16 protein-coding genes and 2 tRNA genes are annotated in these 17,658 nt (G+C 56.8%); 8 read left to right on the plus strand and 10 right to left on the minus strand.

Going from position 1 to position 17,658, the window contains the following annotated elements; translation table 11 throughout:
- Both AC2FFP_RS03680 and AC2FFP_RS03685 read right to left on the minus strand, forming a co-directional pair.
- Positions 1-75, minus strand: a tRNA-Asn gene (locus tag AC2FFP_RS03680).
- Positions 76-151: 76 nt separating this feature from the next.
- Entirely contained in the window at positions 152-1,066 is a 915-nt protein-coding gene (locus tag AC2FFP_RS03685; RefSeq protein WP_496780097.1) for an MBL fold metallo-hydrolase, read from the minus strand.
- Between the two features lie 44 nt (positions 1,067-1,110).
- Here AC2FFP_RS03685 and AC2FFP_RS03690 point away from each other — a divergent pair, with 44 nt between their 5' ends.
- Both AC2FFP_RS03690 and AC2FFP_RS03695 read left to right on the plus strand, forming a co-directional pair.
- Positions 1,111-2,430, plus strand: coding sequence for an ATP-binding protein (locus tag AC2FFP_RS03690; protein ID WP_496764666.1), 1,320 nt, complete (start codon positions 1,111-1,113; stop codon positions 2,428-2,430).
- Positions 2,431-2,543: 113 nt separating this feature from the next.
- Positions 2,544-2,804 (plus strand): hypothetical protein, encoded by a 261-nt coding sequence (locus AC2FFP_RS03695; protein WP_058271760.1) that lies wholly within the window; start codon positions 2,544-2,546, stop codon positions 2,802-2,804.
- Between the two features lie 911 nt (positions 2,805-3,715).
- Here the strand turns inward: AC2FFP_RS03695 and AC2FFP_RS03700 are convergent.
- A tRNA-Ile gene (locus tag AC2FFP_RS03700) sits at positions 3,716-3,792 on the minus strand.
- A 107-nt stretch (positions 3,793-3,899) separates the two neighbouring features.
- Between AC2FFP_RS03700 and purM the strand changes: the two genes are divergently transcribed.
- The 3 genes from purM to rnd all read left to right on the plus strand — a co-directional run bounded on the left by purM (position 3,900) and on the right by rnd (position 6,813).
- A complete protein-coding gene (gene purM / locus AC2FFP_RS03705; RefSeq protein WP_496764668.1) occupies positions 3,900-4,946 on the plus strand; it encodes a phosphoribosylformylglycinamidine cyclo-ligase in 1,047 nt (348 codons plus the stop codon).
- On the plus strand, positions 4,943-5,539 hold the full coding sequence (gene purN / locus AC2FFP_RS03710) for a phosphoribosylglycinamide formyltransferase (protein ID WP_496727177.1): 597 nt from the start codon (positions 4,943-4,945) through the stop codon (positions 5,537-5,539). Before purM ends, purN begins: the two co-directional genes overlap by 4 nt.
- 116 nt (positions 5,540-5,655) lie before the next feature.
- Positions 5,656-6,813 (plus strand): ribonuclease D, encoded by a 1,158-nt coding sequence (gene rnd / locus AC2FFP_RS03715; protein WP_496843783.1) that lies wholly within the window; start codon positions 5,656-5,658, stop codon positions 6,811-6,813.
- A 6-nt stretch (positions 6,814-6,819) separates the two neighbouring features.
- Here rnd and AC2FFP_RS03720 read toward each other — a convergent pair whose 3' ends face one another.
- Positions 6,820-7,344, minus strand: coding sequence for a hypothetical protein (locus AC2FFP_RS03720; RefSeq protein WP_496738497.1), 525 nt, complete (start codon positions 7,342-7,344; stop codon positions 6,820-6,822).
- A 139-nt stretch (positions 7,345-7,483) separates the two neighbouring features.
- Here AC2FFP_RS03720 and AC2FFP_RS03725 point away from each other — a divergent pair, with 139 nt between their 5' ends.
- Positions 7,484-7,894 (plus strand): SufE family protein, encoded by a 411-nt coding sequence (locus AC2FFP_RS03725; protein WP_496764672.1) that lies wholly within the window; start codon positions 7,484-7,486, stop codon positions 7,892-7,894.
- Between the two features lie 3 nt (positions 7,895-7,897).
- On the opposite strand, the gene AC2FFP_RS03730 is transcribed toward AC2FFP_RS03725, so the two are convergent.
- The 3 genes from AC2FFP_RS03730 to AC2FFP_RS03740 all read right to left on the minus strand — a co-directional run bounded on the left by AC2FFP_RS03730 (position 7,898) and on the right by AC2FFP_RS03740 (position 10,532).
- A complete protein-coding gene (locus AC2FFP_RS03730; protein ID WP_496764674.1) occupies positions 7,898-8,566 on the minus strand; it encodes a DUF1638 domain-containing protein in 669 nt (222 codons plus the stop codon).
- A 75-nt stretch (positions 8,567-8,641) separates the two neighbouring features.
- Entirely contained in the window at positions 8,642-9,676 is a 1,035-nt protein-coding gene (locus AC2FFP_RS03735; RefSeq protein ID WP_496764676.1) for a Hint domain-containing protein, read from the minus strand.
- A gap of 157 nt (positions 9,677-9,833) precedes the next feature.
- Positions 9,834-10,532, minus strand: coding sequence for a corrinoid protein (locus tag AC2FFP_RS03740; protein ID WP_496738501.1), 699 nt, complete (start codon positions 10,530-10,532; stop codon positions 9,834-9,836).
- A 301-nt stretch (positions 10,533-10,833) separates the two neighbouring features.
- Between AC2FFP_RS03740 and AC2FFP_RS03745 the strand changes: the two genes are divergently transcribed.
- Positions 10,834-11,898 carry a PA0069 family radical SAM protein gene (locus tag AC2FFP_RS03745; RefSeq protein WP_496764678.1) on the plus strand — a complete coding sequence of 355 codons (1,065 nt, stop codon included), beginning with the start codon at positions 10,834-10,836 and terminating at the stop codon, positions 11,896-11,898.
- A 54-nt stretch (positions 11,899-11,952) separates the two neighbouring features.
- Here AC2FFP_RS03745 and gltA read toward each other — a convergent pair whose 3' ends face one another.
- Entirely contained in the window at positions 11,953-13,248 is a 1,296-nt protein-coding gene (gltA, locus tag AC2FFP_RS03750; RefSeq protein ID WP_282118350.1) for a citrate synthase, read from the minus strand.
- Positions 13,249-13,369: 121 nt separating this feature from the next.
- The gene (gene gltX, locus AC2FFP_RS03755) at positions 13,370-14,770 is read right to left on the minus strand and encodes a glutamate--tRNA ligase (RefSeq protein WP_496765343.1); all 1,401 of its coding nucleotides are present in this window, start codon (positions 14,768-14,770) and stop codon (positions 13,370-13,372) included.
- 78 nt (positions 14,771-14,848) lie between these two features.
- Between gltX and AC2FFP_RS03760 the strand changes: the two genes are divergently transcribed.
- On the plus strand, positions 14,849-16,891 hold the full coding sequence (locus AC2FFP_RS03760; protein WP_496880734.1) for a ComEC/Rec2 family competence protein: 2,043 nt from the start codon (positions 14,849-14,851) through the stop codon (positions 16,889-16,891).
- Here AC2FFP_RS03760 and lexA read toward each other — a convergent pair.
- Complete coding sequence (gene lexA, locus AC2FFP_RS03765) at positions 16,888-17,586, minus strand: transcriptional repressor LexA (protein WP_058271750.1); 699 nt, start codon at positions 17,584-17,586, stop codon at positions 16,888-16,890. The genes AC2FFP_RS03760 and lexA overlap by 4 nt on opposite strands.
- Positions 17,587-17,658 lie beyond the last annotated feature (72 nt).

The raw sequence follows: 17,658 nt of genomic DNA on the forward strand, positions 1-17,658 counted from the left end.
TGGCTCCGGCGGTAGGGATCGAACCTACGACCAATTGATTAACAGTCAACTGCTCTACCGCTGAGCTACGCCGGAACTGAGGGGCGTATAACAACCCGTTTTTTGCCCGTCCAGAGGAGAACTGCATCAATCGGAAAAAAATTTGGACAAGTCACGCGGTTCTGAAATAATTGGCATTTCCCGATAGCGCATCAGGTGTGGAGACTTTTGATTTGCCATATAGATCAATTAGATGCGCAAACACGTTACGCTCGGCGGCTGGCAGCAGCGCGATAGGTGTATCGGTGTAAATGCGCTCGGCAAGTTGGCGGGCGGTTCCGGGCTGATCCGCAAGCGCCGCCAGTATCTGAGCTTCGCGCGTGAGGCGGTGTTTGATCAGCCAGTCCAAACGTTCGCCAGGATCGGTGATCGGTGCACCATGGCCGGCGTGAAACACGGTCCAGTCCCGGGCGCGCAACCTTTGGCAGGCTTGCATGAAATCCGTCAGATCCCCGTCCGGAGGGGAGACCAGCGAACTTGCCCAGCCCATGACGTGATCGGCTGTAAAGCAGACATTGCCCCATCCCAGGGCGATATGGTTTCCCAGATGACCGGGTGTATGGATGATCTCAAGCTGCCAGTCTTCACCCTCGATCATCTCACCATCCGCCACTTCGATGTCCGGCCGGAACGCGGTATCTATCCCTTCACCGCCGCCGACCAGACCTTGTTGCGCCAATTCGGTCATGACTGCGCTGCGTCCGGCTTGTGGCCCGCCAAAGGCCAAAATCGGCGCTCCGGTCCGTTCTGCCAAAGGTGCCGCAAGCGGCGAGTGGTCGAGATGGCTGTGGGTGACGATGATGTGGCTTATCCGTTGACCCGGCTGCATGGCGTTCAGAATCGCCTCAAGATGCGCGTCGCTCAGGGGGCCGGGGTCGATGACCGCCAGATCGAGCTCTCCCAATAGATACGTATTCGTACCGCGATAAGTCATCGGAGACGGGTTTGGTGCCAGAATCCGCCGCAGGCCAGTTTGTATTTCGGTTGCTTGACCCGGTGGCGGGTTGAAATCGTCGGGCACCTGCATTCTGAGCTCTTTCTCTTGGAGGATCAGCCCGTTAGGTTTAGCGCATGTCCAGTCGATGGCTCAAACACTATATGCCGCGCAGCCTTTATGCCCGAGCAGCACTGATTCTGGTTCTTCCGGTTATCGTTCTGCTGTTGGTGGTTGGGATTGCCTTTTTGCAAAAACATCTTGAGGACGTCACCGCACAGATGACTCGATCCGCGGCGCGCGAAGTGACTCTGGTGCTTGAAACAATGCAGGGGGCCGAGACCCGGCAGCAGGCATTGGCAGCCATTCGCCCGGATTTGGTTGCGCTTGAGATGAAGGCCCGCTTTGTCGACCCCGATCAGGATCCTTTGACCGACAAGCGGCGGTGGTACGACTTCATCGCACCTCAGGTCGAGGCAAATTTGCAGATGCGACTGCCCGATCTGGTTTCTGTGGCCTTGCCTTCGGGTGACGAGGCACGGTTGTATCTGGAAACCGATCTGGGGCTTCTGCAGTTGACGATAGATCGCCGCCGCTTGTCACCCACGGCGCCGCATCAGTTGATTGTGACTATGGTGTTTTTTGCCGTGGTCATGACCACGATCTCATTCCTCTATATGCGCAATCAACTGCGGCCCATCACCCGGCTTGCTGACGCCGCGCAGGCCTTTGGCCGGGGCAGGGTGGTACCCTATTCGCCGGGCGGTGCAATAGAAGTGCGTGCAGCCGGTAGTGCGTTTCTGGAAATGCGGGCAAGAATCGAGCGCCAGATGGAACAGCGCACGATGATGCTGTCGGGGGTCAGTCACGACCTGAGAACACCGCTGACGCGCCTGAAACTGGGCCTGTCCATGTTGCCTGAGGATGAGGCAGCACCGATGCAGCAGGACGTAGACGAGATGCAATTGCTGTTGGATGCGTTCCTCGATTTCTCTCGCGGCGCCGCTGAGGGCCCTGCCGAGGCAATCGAGCCCGCGGCGTTGTTGCGCCAGATTGTCGAAGACGCGCGACGGGCAGGTCATCAGGCCGAATTGGTCTCAGTCGAAGGTGACGGCACGGCGATGCTGCGCCCGATGGCCATGCGCCGCGCGGTCGAGAACCTGATTGGCAATGCGGTGCGATATGGCAACCGGGCCGAAGTCAGCCTGTCCCTGACGCCCAAAACCACGCGCATCCGGGTCGAAGATGACGGACCGGGCATTCCGGTAGAGCAGCGCACTGAGGCTGTAAAACCGTTCTCGCGTCTTGATCCCGCACGCAACCAGAATCAGGGTAGTGGCGTTGGTCTTGGGTTGGCGATTGTTGCGGATATTGCCCGCGCACATGGCGGTGTCCTGCGGCTTGGCAAAAGTGAAAGGCTGGGTGGCCTTTGCGCAGATATCATTGTTGGGAGGTGATTTTGGTGGGATCGGAATTTACGTTTTGTGTCGCTGCCATAAGCGGCGCGCAAAATTTTTCTTTGGTCTAAAGCACCGATCACCCCGTACAACCTTTAGAATGGGAGGAAGTCATGACCAATAGTTTCGACGTGAAATCATCGTGGGTATCGGTAATGGATGAAACAAAAAACCCACTAAAAAAATACTCTCTATCCACAGCACACATGCTGATGCAGATGTTGGCATGGATGTGGAGCGCAATCTTCTCGCTGATGGTTGGCAGCTATTTTGTTTTCGGTGTAACCGCATTGGGCCATTTGCTGCTGATCGGCGGGTTGTTTGTCACCTTGGCAGTTTTCCAAAAGGCTGAAGCGACAGATCCTGAAGCGTAAAGTTGCTGCCTCGTATTAGACCGAACGGCTTTACCCGGGGTTTTTTGGTCCAATTCTTGACCCGCTCCGTATCGCCTTCACTACCCCAACTGCCTCCCGCGTTGTTTGTAACGGTTTCCCTCCGAACAACGCGGGTTTTTTTGGAGCGGGAACGAGTGGCTACCCTGGTGTTTAACGGGGTGTATCTCCCCCATTAGACTTGAGGCGCATTTCTATCGTAACGTTGCAGAACGTCTTTTGCGGCATAGGTTTAGGTATGGACAACACTGTATTGTATTTCTTGGTTGGTATATTTGTCGTCGGGCTTTTGACGCTTGGATATTACTCAAAAAGCAGTGGTGCATTAATCTCGATTGTCATCGTAGTTGGCGTATTGGGTGCGATGGTTGGATACTTTGGTGGATACTTCGGTGAACCTCCAAGGTAGGCCTGAACTTCAATTGGAGGTTTGCCGGTGCGCTTTGTATTTGGAAGCTTTTTTTCAAACTAAAAAGGGCACAAAAAAAACCAGCTTCGCGGTCCGAGTGAGCGGAGGGGTCGCGAAGCCGGTCAATTTCCTCCTACTGGGTGCTAGTCGGAGGCTGGGATGCACATGTATGGGACGTGCAAGATCATGAAAACATGAATTTACAAGTTTCGCTAAATGGAAATGGGATAGCCAAAAACCCATTCGAATAGGTGATGTATCCAAAAGTATAGTATGCGTATGTGTCATATTGTCTTGAATGTACCAAATGGCACTTCCGCTTGAGCGGGACTCCGAACTCTAGGGGCTTGAATAAGGCTCAGAGTTACTGGGCAACCCTGCAGATTTAGAAGAATGAATCTTATGTTTGAACTGGACAGCAGAAACACCGTGCATTGCTGGTCTGGCAAGCATCTGTAACTGATAACAATGAACAAGTAGACGGTGGTAGGCCCGGCAGGACTTGAACCCGCAACCAAAGCGTTATGAGCGCTCTGCTCTAACCAATTGAGCTACAGGCCCGCCTGAGCGCTTTGAGTACCACGGTGAACAGCCGCGTCAAGCCTGACCGTTGCAACAAGTCGCACAATCGAATAACCCGCGCGGGAACCATTCATAAGGGGCTGGCCATGACCACGGGCAAGAACGGAATCACCTATGCCGATGCAGGCGTTGATATTGATGCGGGGAATGCCCTAGTCGACCGGATCAAGCCGGCCGCAAAACGCACCAACCGCTCTGGTGTGATGAGCGGGCTGGGCGGATTTGGCGCTCTGTTCGATCTAAAGGATGCCGGATATCAGGACCCGATTCTGGTTGGGGCCACCGATGGGGTGGGCACCAAGCTGCGCATCGCCATTGATACCGGCGTTGTCGACGGCGTGGGCATCGATCTTGTGGCCATGTGCGTCAATGACCTGATCTGCCAGGGCGCTGAGCCGCTGTTTTTCCTGGATTATTTTGCGACCGGCAAGCTGGATACGGATACGGCGGCGCGGATCATCGAAGGCATTGCCGAAGGCTGTGTCCAATCCGGATGCGCCTTGATCGGCGGTGAAACCGCGGAAATGCCCGGCATGTACCCGGATGGCGATTTCGATCTGGCCGGGTTCTCGGTTGGCGCGATGGAACGTGGGGCTCATCTGCCGGCCGGCGTTCAGGCGGGCGACGTGCTGTTGGGGTTGGCCTCGAACGGTGTGCATTCCAACGGGTACTCCCTTGTGCGCAAACTGGTAGAGATTTCGGGTCTGGGCTGGGATGCCGCCTCACCGTTCAGTGAAGGATCGCTGGGCGAAGCTCTGCTGACACCCACACGTCTGTATGTGAAGCCAGCTCTGCAGGCGATCCGAGCAGGGGGCGTGCATGCGCTGGCCCATATCACCGGCGGCGGCCTTACAGAAAACCTGCCCCGTGTGCTGCCCGAGGGGTTGGGTGCCGAGATTGACCTGAATGCATGGGATTTGCCGCCTGTATTCCGCTGGATGGCGGAAACCGGTGGGATTGTTGAGGCTGAGATGTTGAAGACCTTCAACTGCGGCATTGGCATGATCGTCGCGTGTGAAGCGGATCGCGCGGATGATTTGGCGGCGTTGCTGGCCGATGCGGGCGAAACGGTTGCGCGGATTGGCACTGTGACCGGGACAGCGGGCATGGCCTATTCGGGCACCCTGTTGTGAGCCATAAGCGCGTCGCAATTCTGATCTCGGGGGGTGGCTCGAACATGGTGTCGCTGGTCGACAGCATGACCGACGATCACCCTGCGCGGCCTTGTCTGGTTCTGTCCAATGATGCGAATGCGGGTGGCCTGACAAAGGCGGCAGAGCGGAGCATTCCGACGGCTTCGGTGGATCACCGCCCGTTCAAGGGCGACCGTGCCGCGTTTGAGGCCGAGTTGCTGAAACCGCTGGAAGAAGCGCAACCCGATATCGTTTGTCTGGCTGGCTTCATGCGTGTTCTGACAGGCGATTTCGTGTCACGCTTTCAGGGACGGATGCTGAATATCCACCCTTCGCTTCTGCCGAAATACAAGGGTCTCAACACCCATGCGCGCGCTATTGAAGCCGGGGATGCTGAACATGGATGTTCGGTTCACGAAGTCACCGCAGCCTTGGATGACGGTCCGATCCTTGGGCAAGCGCGAGTAGATATTGAACCGGGTGATACGTCCGAGGCATTGGCCGCCCGGGTGCTGGTGTGGGAACACAAACTCTACCCCGCAGTGTTGCGCCGTTACGCCAGTGGGGATCGGACTCCGGTGTTGCTGCCCTGAACGTCTCGGGATGATTTACACGCGCGTCAAATTCATCCTATGGTCCGCAATACGGCTGGGTACGGAATGAAACAGACAATCAGCCGCACAGAACAAGAGCAAGAACAGCACCGCGCATGAAAACCCTGACGACGACGCAAGAGCTGGCCGAATTCTGCAAGGCCGCGGCGGAATATGACTATGTCACCGTAGATACCGAGTTTCTGCGCGAACGGACTTACTATTCGAAACTCTGTTTGGTGCAGCTTGCAGTTCCATCCGACAATGAGGACAGCGCCGTTCTCGTCGACCCATTAGCCGACGGCTTGTCGCTGGACCCGCTTTACGACCTGTTTCGCGACGAAAGCGTGGTCAAAGTGTTTCACGCCGCGCGACAGGATCTTGAGATTTTCTGGGTCGAGGCGTCCGTATTCCCGCAACCTCTGTTCGACACTCAGGTCGCCGCGATGGTCTGTGGCTTTGGAGAGCAGGTGGGATACGAGACTTTGGTGCGCAAAATCTGCAAGGAAGGGGTCGACAAAACCTCGCGTTTTACCGATTGGTCACGTCGGCCACTGACAGATTCGCAAAAGACCTATGCCTTGGCGGATGTCACGCATTTGCGGCAGATCTACGAATATCTGGCGGCCCAGTTGAACAAGTCGCAGCGCAGCCATTGGGTGTCCGAAGAGTTGCGCACCCTGACCCAGCCCGGAACCTACGATATCCGTCCGGAAGATGCATGGAAGCGGGTGAAGACCCGCACAAATTCGGCCAAGTTCCTGGCTGTCGTGCGCGAGTTGGCGCAGTTTCGCGAAGCTTATGCGCAAGAGAACAACGTTCCGCGCAGCCGGGTGTTCAAGGATGACGCCCTGATCGAGCTTGCCTCGACCAAGCCCAAATCTCCGTCGGACCTTGGTGGTTCTCGCCTGCTGCTGCGCGAGGCGCGCAAAGGCGTGATTGCCGATGGTATTCTGGCGGCGGTGAAACAGGGGGTGAATTGCCCTGCCGATCAAATGCCGCGCGTTGATAACAGCCGTGATAAGCTAAAGATCAACCCGGCGCTCGCCGATTTGCTGCGCGTTTTGCTCAAATCCAAAACCGAAAGCTCGGGCGTGGCGGCCAAGCTGATCGCCACCAGTTCCGAACTGGACCAGTTGGCTGCGGGCGAGCGTAAGCTGCCTTCGATGTCAGGCTGGCGATTTGAGGTGTTTGGCGAGGATGCCCTGAAACTGTGTGACGGCAAGATCGCTCTGGCCGCCAAGGGGCAATCCGTACAAGTCGTGTCGCTTTAGCGGCGGTTAACGCCGCCGGGACTCTAGTGCATTCTGTTCGCCACGAACGCGAACCAGACGGGTGTTTCGCAGCTCGGCCCGGCCTAGCGTCGTAGCACCATTGACCTCACGCGATTTTTCAGAGCCTTGATTGGTCGCGTAGCTTGGGTAGCTGACTTCGAACGTGTATTCCAGAATGCCGTTCTTTTCGTTTTCTTCGCTTTCCACGGGGACAAGGCGCGCATTATAGGCGCCCTGTCTTGCGGCCGTACCTTTGACATAGACGATTGCCCCGGTAGACGTGGGATCGATGCGCAGCTCATCTACCTTGGTTATGGCAAAGCCGATCACTTCCTTTTCGGGTCGCGAAAACAGGCCCGGGCCGTCGCGCCCTTCGGGCACCAGAGCATCAGCTTCGTTTACGGATACTTCAGTAGGGGCGGGTGTACTGGACCCGAACCAATTGGTCGGGTTCACGCGCGACTCGCTCCAGCCGCTGCAGGCGGCCAGTGTAAGCGTGCCGACCAATAAAAGAGGTGTTGATTTTTTCATGGTCCCAAAGCCCAGAGAAGTATTTTCAGCAATGGGTTATCGTAAATTCCAAAGATTGAAAACCCACACCGGGGCTGGACAGGTGCCCAACAGAGGCATAGGTCACAAATGTGATCGCAACAAAAAGGACCGCTGCGAAATGGCAACGCCCGCCTTTGAGGAAATCGTCGAGGATTTTGAGTTTCTGGATGACTGGGAAGACCGGTATCGCCATGTCATAGATCAGGGCAAAGCGATGGAGCCTCTGGACGATGCGTTCAAAGTGCCCGCCACAAAGGTGCACGGTTGTGCCAGTCAGGTGTGGCTGCAGCCCACGATCGAGGGTGGCGTTTTCCGGTTCGACGGCGATAGCGACGCGTTGATTGTGCGCGGGCTGATCGCGGTGTTGCGGTCTTTGTATAATGGCTTGCCTGTTGGCGAAGTCCCAAAGGTCGACGCGGGCGGCGAGTTGGCACGCCTTGGGTTGAATGATCATCTGTCCGCACAGCGGTCAAATGGCTTGCGGTCGATGATCGAGCGTATCCGCGAAGTCGCGCACGAGAACGCCTGACGATCAGGCGGTCGGCTTGCGGGCGGCCCACTCGGTCAGGGTGGTTTCCAGATCGCCATAGCCGGTGAACCGGCGTTCAAACGTCAAACCCATGCGTTCGGCGCATTCCTGAGCGCGGGCCGTGAGGTCCGGATCGTCTGTCTGCGCTTGATAGACAAGCTTGGTATAGTTCCCGAAATACATGTCCCGCAGTTGGGGGTGACGGTCCAGGCCAAGCGGTTTCCACACAAAGGCATCGAACTGGCGGGCCAGAAAATCCGTCAGGTAGAAGGCTGTTGTTTCATCATCGCCATGGTCTTCAAAGGCTTGATTTCCTTCGAAAAAGGAATAGCAGTGCGGGCCTTTGATCATCTCAATGCCCATCTCCTTGCAGGCTTTCTGCAATAGGCCGCCGGTGCCACAGTCGGCATAGACGACGAAGATCTGGTCAAAGTTACCGCGGTGCTTGGCAACAGCTTCTTCGACAGCCTGTGTAATCCGTTCGGGGTGAACGTGCAGTATGGCGGGCAGGCAGGTCAGGGTCATATGATCCCAGCCGTTGCGCTTTTTCAGATGCAGGATTTCGCGCGCCAGCGCACCGCATGCCAATAGCAGTATGCCGCCTTGCCGAGTGTCTTCGGTATAGCCTTTTGTCGTCAGGCTTGCGTCATCCGGTGTGGTGTTCTGCTGCATCGTCAATTCCCTGAAGGATTGCAGCATCAAAGAATGAATGCCGGATCAAGGCAAGTCCACTTCCGACATCCCGTGTCAGGCCACCGACGCACGCGTTTCAAAAGATTGAAGCGATGGGCGGGCAGGGGGACCATAGGCGGTGATCCCGTGGCTGGCCAGTTCCGGAAACAGCGACAGGATCTCTTGCTGTGTGTCATCCTCAAAACTGTTCCACGCCTGGATTCCAGGGTGAAAGCTCTCGCTTAGGCACCCTTCGGCCCAGATCAGTTCGTGCTGATCGAACATCAGGTGATAATAGGTCACAAGACCGCCGGGCTTCATCACGATATCGCGGCCATTCACCAAATGCTTGGCAGGCGCCAGCGCCTCAGCGTGGCCCGTATGCAGTTCAACACGCCAGTCGCTGATCAGCATCCTGTGCTGCTGCGAGAGCAAGAGATCGCGATCATTGCCAAGCGCACCCGCCTTGATCAGCACAGGCGTGAACACGCCTGCGGCACGCGCGGTCTGAGAGCCAATCCAACGCAGCGTTTGCAACCCATGATCCAGCGTCGTAATTTTGTCACCCACGCGCAAATTCTCGACCTCGACCAGGCCACGTTCCGTTTCGATCAGAGTGCCGGTTGCGAAACATCTGGCGATGTCCCAGGATTCACGGTCAGCGTTCAAACCCGTAGTTGTGGCGGTGTTTATACTGTTGAGCGTTAGTGACCTGATGCCCGCAAATTCCAATGCGGCCTGATCGCTGTTGGCTGAGAATTCTGGAACCAGAAAAGTGTTCCCGAGCGTGTCTTGCGCGATGACTGCCGTTATGTCTGCCGTTGTGCCGTCGACATACGTAATTGTCGCATTGTAGGCGACAGCTGCATCGAAAATGGTCGCAGCGCCATCAATTGCAAAAAAATCCACGTCAGAGTTGGCGTTGTTTTCGTAGGTTCCACCAGGGTTTCCTACCGGTGTCCAAACGACAGCGTCGTCAAGTAATGGATCACCCGGACCACCAAAAGTTTGTCCAACCAAAGCGCCCGCGTTTTCAGCAGTGTTGTTACCCTCAGTCGGGTCGATGATTGCAAGATTACCAAGAAAAATAGCATTAAACGTCGTAGGCATAACCCACCCTATATGTACTCGTTAACAACACGTGCGTCACAACAGATTCGCACTATCACAATTGACAGGTAATAAAACCTGTACTGCTTATCAAGCAGTTGAAGACAAAAAAGCCGCCCCGGAAAGGGCGGCCTTGATCATTTTCGTGTCACCTGAATTAGCTGGCCAGTTGGTTATGCTTGCGGGACACAAAGTCTTTGGCAGTTTCCACCGCAACCGCCGCGTCACGGCAATAAGCGTCTGCGCCGATGGCCTTGCCGAATTCCTCGTTCAGAGGGGCGCCGCCAACGAGTACGATGTAATCTTCACGCCGTCCCTGTTCGATCAGCGTGTCGATGACCACTTTCATGTAGGGCATCGTAGTGGTCAGCAAGGCAGACATGCCCAGAATGTCAGGCTGTTCGGAATCCAGGGCTTCCAGGTAGTTTTCGACCGGGTTGTTGATGCCGATATCGACAACTTCGAAACCAGCGCCTTCCATCATCATCGACACCAGGTTCTTGCCGATGTCGTGGATGTCGCCTTTAACGGTCCCGATCACCATCTTGCCAACGCGCGGCGCGCCGGTTTCGGCCAGCAGTGGTTTAAGGATCGTCATGCCACCTTTCATCGCGTTAGCGGCCAGCAAAACTTCGGGAACGAACAGGATGCCGTCCCGGAAATCGTGGCCCACGATGGTCATGCCACCGACCAGAGCTTTGGTCAGGATGTCATATGGTGTCCATCCGCGTTCAAGCAGGATGTTCACACCTTCTTCGATCTCTTCTTTCAGGCCGTCATAAAGATCGTCGAACATCTGTTCGACAAGTTCGTCGTCGTTGAGTTCGGACAGGACGATGTCTTCTTCATCGGACATGGGGCATTTCCCTGTGCTGGGCGGGCCATCGGCCCGTGGTGGCATTTTTTCCGTTTTGGCCATTTCGTCGCAGTTAGACTGTTACGATTGCGACCTTGGCGGTTCCGGGACCGACCTATACGTCAAATTGTTTGCGATCACGATGGAATTATCTGCAACAACATCCTGCATTCTGTTCACAAACGGGGAAAAACCAGGCGCCCAAGATCGGGGGGCTAAAAGGGCGGTTCGCGCAGTTTTCCTTGTCGCATGGCGATACAGGGTTTATTGATTCCTGAATGAGAACATAACAGGAACAAATATGCCTGCACTCAACATAAAGGCCCGCGGCGTGGCCAGCAATGAATCAGGCAGATTCGAACGCTTTGCGACCGAAGCCTGCGATGACGGCTGGGAGATGGAAGAGGAGCTTCCGACGCTCAGAACTGAAGTCCGAGAAGAGGTGGCGCGCAGTGTGGTCACCTACAACCGATCGCCCGATCTGCCGTTCGACCGCTCGATTAACCCGTATCGCGGGTGCGAGCATGGGTGCGTGTACTGTTTTGCCCGTCCGACCCATGCCTATCTAGGGTTGTCGCCGGGATTGGATTTTGAAACCCGGTTGATCGCCCGGCCAAACGCGGCCGAGGTTCTGAGGAAAGAACTGTCCTCGGCCAGGTACAAAGTAGCGACCATTGCGATGGGAACGAATACCGACCCGTATCAACCGATCGAGAAACAGCACAAGATAACGCGGGCTTGCCTTCAGGTCTTGCGAGAGTTCCAGCATCCTGTCGCGATCGTGACCAAAGGCGCGATGATCGAACGGGACTTGGATATCCTTACCCCTATGGCGCAACTTGGATTGGTTCGGGTCGGCATTTCGTTGACAACTTTGGACCCAGGCTTGTCTCGACGTATGGAACCACGCGCGCCATCCCCTGTAAGACGGCTGGCGACGATCCGACGGTTGACCGATGCAGGTGTGCCGGTGCGCGTCATGACATCGCCTTTGATACCGGGTCTGACGGATCACGAATTGGAATCCATGCTGGAAGCCGGGCGAGACGCGGGCGCTGATTCCGCAACCTGGATCATGCTGCGCCTTCCGCGCGAAGTCTCTGAGCTGTGGCAATCCTGGCTGCATCAGCATGAGCCGGCGCGAGCTGAAAAGGTCATGTCCAAACTGCGCGAAATGCACGGCGGTCGTGACTACGACCCGCGTTGGGGGCACCGCATGCGGGGGGAAGGTGAGTATGCCGGGCTGGTGGCCAAGCGCTTCAACCTCGCGGTCAAACGTTTGGGGTTGGCCACAAGAACGCCGCCGCTCCGATGCGATCTGTTTTCCAGGCCCGCGCAGGCAGGGGACCAATTGACCCTTTTCTAAAACGAAAAACGCCCCGGACACGGGTCCGAGGCGTTTCGAAATTGTAACCGGCAATCAGCGGTTTTCGATGTCCACATAATCGCGGGTCGTTTCGCCCAGATATAGCTGACGCGGACGACCGATTTTGTTCTGTGGATCTGCGATCATCTCTTTCCATTGGCTGACCCAGCCAACGGTGCGCGACAGCGCGAAGATCGGCGTGAACATTGAGGTGGGGAAACCCATCGCCTCGAGGATGATGCCCGAGTAGAAGTCCACGTTCGGGAACAGTTTTTTCTCGGCGAAATACGGATCTTCCAGCGCCTGCTTTTCCAGTGCTTTGGCAACCTGCAGCTTCGGATTGTTCTCGACGCCAAGCAGTTCCAGCACTTCGTCGGCTGATTGCTTCATTACAGTCGCGCGCGGGTCGAAGTTCTTGTAGACGCGGTGGCCAAAGCCCATCAGGCGGAACGGGTCGTTCTTGTCCTTGGCACGGTCGATGTATTCCGGAATACGATCGACGGAACCGATCTCTTCCAACATCTCCAAACAGGCCTGGTTTGCGCCACCATGGGCAGGACCCCAAAGGCAAGCCACACCCGCCGCGATACACGCAAACGGGTTGGCGCCTGACGAAGACGCCAGACGCACGGTCGAGGTTGACGCGTTTTGTTCGTGATCCGCGTGCAAAGTCAGGATCCGGTCCATCGCACGGCTGAGGATCGGGTTCACCTCATATTCTTCGGCGGGAACGGCAAAGCACATGCGTAGGAAGTTGGACGCGTAGTCCAGATCGTTGCGCGGATAAACGAAGGGCTGGCCGATGTGATACTTATAGGCCCATGCGGCGATCGTCGGCATCTTGGCGATCAGACGGTGCGAAGCGACCTCGCGCTGATGCGGATCAGATACGTCGGTTGAGTCGTGATAGAACGCCGACATTGCGCCAACGACACCCACCATGATCGCCATCGGATGCGCATCCCGACGGAAGCCGCGATAGAAATACTGCATCTGCTCGTGCAGCATGGTGTGGCGCGTGATGGTGGTTTCGAACTTCTCAAGATCCTTGGCGACCGGCAGTTCTCCGTACAGCAGCAGGTAGCACACTTCTAGGAAATGCGATTTGCCGGCCAGTTGATCGATTGGGTAACCACGGTGCAGCAGCTCACCTTTTTCGCCGTCGATATAAGTAATGGTGCTGTCACAGCTTGCGGTCGACGTAAAACCGGGGTCGTAGGTGAACACTCCGGCATCGCTGTACAGCTTACGGATGTCGATGACGTCAGGTCCAGCGGTCGGAGAATGAACCGGCAACTCGTACGTTTCACCATGGACTGTCAGAGTGGCTGTTTTATTGCTGTCGGTCATAGTGTCCCTTCCTCATTCTTACGCATGTCGAATCGCTGTCCGACCTTGCGGGCAACGGCTGCGCGCGGGCGCGCAGTCCGGGTGTTAGCGGAGCAGCGTTACCCAAATATGAAGATTGGGTTTACGTCGCTGCGTCAGAAAGCCGGGCCAGGGTTTCTTCCTTCCCCAGCACAAGCATCATGTCAAAAACTGAAGGTGTCACTGCCCGACCTGCCAACACGGCCCGCAACGGGCCCGCCAGTTTGCCGAACTTAACCTCTTTCGCTTCTGCAAACGAATTTAGGGTTTGCTCCAGTTCGTTTCGCGTCCAGCTAGCATTTTGCACGTGCGGCGTCAATTCGTTCAGTATACCATCGGATACTGAGGCCAGTGCTTTTGCGGCCTTTTCATCCGGCTCAATTGGGCGAGATGTCAAGACAAAGTGAGCTTTTTCAAGAAGTTCCGGGAAAATGCGCGCACGATCCTTGAGGCAATACATCGCACGTTCCAGATCACCGGATTGTGTTTCCGTGAGGTCAGGCAATTTCGCCGCCGCTAAATAGGCTTCGATCTCTTGCCGCAATGCAGCATCAGCCGCGATGGCGATATGCTGTCCACACAGATTTTCCAGCTTTTTCAGGTCGAAACGGGCAGGGCTTTTGCCGATTCCATCCAGATCGAACCACTCCTTTGCCTGTTCGTCAGTAAAGAATTCATCATCGCCATGGCTCCAGCCCAAACGCGCCAAATAATTGCGCATTCCAGCCGCGGGGTAACCCATGGCCTGATATTCCTGCGCACCCAAAGCGCCATGGCGTTTGGACAGCTTTTTACCATCCGGCCCGTGGATCAGAGGGATATGTGCCCAGACCGGGACGTTCCAACCCATCGCCTCGTAGATCATCATCTGTCGTGCAGCGTTGTTCAGGTGGTCGTCGCCTCGGATCACATGGGTCACGCCCATGTCGTGATCGTCGACCACGACCGCCAGCATATAGACCGGAGTTCCGTCGGAACGCAGCAGGATCATGTCATCCAGTTGATCATTGCGAATGGTGACGTCGCCCTGAACCTGATCGCGGATCACGGTTGTACCATCCTGAGGCGCTTTGATGCGGATCGCGAATGGGGCGTCTGGATGAGAGGACTCGTCAGCATCCCGCCAAGGGCTTCGGAACAGAGTCGACTTCCCTTCGGCCCGGGCTTGTTCGCGGAAGGCCGTTATCTCGTCCTGAGTTGAAAAGCACTTGTACGCCTTGCCCTCAGCCAGCAACTGATGTGCTACCTCGGCGTGACGTGCGGCACCGTCGAACTGGCTGATCACATCGCCGTCGTGATCCAGCCCCAGCCATTCCATGCCTTGCAGGATCGCAGCCGTTGCTTCTGGGGTAGAACGCTCGCGGTCGGTGTCTTCGATCCGCAACAGGAACTTGCCGCCACGGCCGCGGGCATAGAGCCAATTGAACAGTGCGGTGCGTGCCCCGCCGATATGCAAAAAGCCGGTTGGGGACGGAGCGAAACGAGTGACGACCTGATCGGACATTGTGTGGATTAACCTTTTGGTAACCGTGTCGGGCATAGATTGGCGCCTGTCTAACGAGCCGGAAGGACGGGGGCAACCATGCGTGTTCTGGCACGGGTCGAGGCCGCATTGCTGAACCAGACAGGGTATTTGTTTCAGTGGTCTCCGGTGTGTGTGGCAGTCGGTATAGGTCTGTATTTCAGTCTTCGGTTCGAACCGGACTGGAAGGCTTATGTTGGCCTTGTTGCCGCGATTGCCATTTGCCTGGGGATGGCGCGCAGGCTGCCGTCTGGCTGGGCGGCGTTGACAACAGGGGGGGCGCTAATCGCTGCCGGGTTCATCCTGGCGGGCGTGCGCGCCCATACGGTGGCAGAGCCGGTCCTGTCATGGCGTTACTATGGCCCGGTCGAGGGGCGGGTCGTTGCCATGGATCGCTCTGCGTCGGATGCGCTGCGGATTACGCTGGATCGGGTGCGTATAGGGGATGTGCCCGGTGACCGGCGGCCGCAGCGCGTTCGGCTTTCCTTGCACGGCGACGCACGCTCACTAGTGCCCGGCCAAAGGATCATGACCACTGCCCATTTGTCGCCCCCTCAAGGTCCGGTGGAACCGGGAGGATTCGACTTTCGGCGACACGCGTGGTTTCAACGGCTGGGGGCCGTGGGATACACCCGAGTTCCGGTGCTGATCGCTGCGCCCCCGCAGCCCGAAGGCATCCGCATTACGGCATGGCGAATGGTGATTTCCCACCATGTCCGCACGATCCTGCCGGGTGAGATTGGCGGGTTTGCGGCCGCCGTCACAACGGGTGATCGCAGCGGTATGGGGCAAGAAACGCTAAAGTCACTGCGCGCATCCAACCTGGCGCATCTGTTGGCGATTTCGGGCCTCCACATGGGCCTGCTGACCGGGTTCGTCTACTTGATGTGCAGGCTTTTGTTTTCTACCATTCCTGCGCTGGCTCTCAGATTGCCTGTGCGCAAACTGGCGGCTGTCTGTGCGATGGTCGCGGCCACGATCTACTTGTTACTGTCTGGGGGGAATGTCGCCACGGAACGCGCCTTTGTCATGGCGAGTGTCATGTTGATGGCCATACTGATCGACAGACGCGCGATTTCCCTACGGGCCGTTGCGGTCGCCGCACTTATTGTACTCAGTCTGCGCCCCGAATCCTTACTTAGCCCGGGGTTTCAAATGTCTTTTGCCGCAACGACAGCGCTTGTGGCGGTGTTCGGAGCGTTGCGTGACATTGGACCGATGCCGGGGCCAAAGTGGCTGAAACCTGTTGCGGGCCTACTGATGTCCTCAGCTATCGCGGGATTTGCAACCGCGCCAATTGGTGCGGCGCATTTCAACACATTGTCTCACTATGGTCTTCTGGCCAACATGCTGTCGGTGCCGGTCATGGGCATGGTTGTCGTCCCTTCGGCCGTGGTGGCAGCACTGCTGTCGCCATTCGGCTTTGAGATAGTGCCGCTGGCACTGATGGGGCTGGGTTTAGAGTGGATTCTTGCGGTTTCGCAATGGGTATCGGGATTTGACGGCGCGCAAGGATATGTTGTCAGCCCGCCGACCCCTGTCCTGCCGCTAATTGCGCTTGGCGGCCTGTGGCTTGCGCTGTGGCAAGGACGGGCCCGATGGGTTGGGGTGGCACCAATGGCCGTGGCGTTGATGTTATGGGGGCAGGGAAATCGCCCTGAAATACTGGTTGCGGATAGTGGCGGTCTTGTTGGCGTAATGACTGAACAAGGACGCGCCTTGAGTAAGAAAAAGGGAAGCGGGTTTGTCGCAACCGTCTGGCTGGAAAATGATGGGGACGGGGCAGATCAGTTGCAGGCGGCCAGCCGTTGGCCGCATGATTCCGGCACCATTCAACGGTATGACTGGCAGGGCAAAGAGGTGTTGCACGTTACAGGCAAACGCGCGGCGCGCGGGTTCAGTGCCTGCAATACCGATCAGATCGTGATTTCTGCCGTGGCGCTGCAACTGTCCGGCGGCTGTGAAGTCTTCGATCCGAAACGGCTGCTGGCAACGGGAAGCCTGTCCCTGTCGGGCGGCAAGATCACAACGTCTAAAGAGGCGATGGGCTACAGGCTCTGGTCCCCGAACACATCCGGGAACCGGGATACCAAGCAGTTTTAGTAGCTGCGGATCAGCCCAACCAGACGACCCTGCACCTTGACCTTATCTTCCGGCAGAACGCGGGTTTCATAGGCGGGGTTCGCGGCCTCAAGCGCAATCGCCTGACCCCGGCGGAAGAACCGCTTCAAGGTGGCTTCCTGATCTTCGACAAGGGCAACAACGATATCGCCGTTGTCGGCAACCGAGGTTTCCCGGATCACTACAACGTCACCATCGTTGATTCCGGCGTCGATCATCGAGTCGCCACGCACTTCCAGCGCGTAGTGCTCTCCTTTTCCGGAAACCATTGTTCCGGGTACCGCGACGCGGTGCGAGACGTGGCTGATCGCCTCAATCGGGACGCCGGCAGCGATGCGGCCCATCACTGGCAATTCCATCGCATCCACGGTCACCGGCTCAAAATTCGCGGGGCGGGGGCCGGACGGCTTGTCGCCTTCGATCACACGCGGCTTGAAGGCCACTGTGGGTTCTCCACCCAAGCTTTCCGGCAGTTTGACGATTTCGATAGCCCGCGCGCGGTGCGCCAGACGCCGTATGAACCCACGTTCTTCTAACGCCGTAATCAATCTGTGGATGCCGGATTTGGACCTGAGGTCCAGCGCGGCCTTCATTTCATCGAAACTGGGCGGAACACCGTCCGCTTGAACGCGTTTGTGAATGAATTCCAACAAATCCAACTGCTTCTTGGTCAACATTGCTCACACCTCATCGGTCATGCGTTTTCTTTTGTTCTACGCATGTTCACGTTTTGTGTCAACGGATTTGAG

The sequence above is a fragment of the Ruegeria sp. YTSC004 genome (assembly GCF_059609805.1).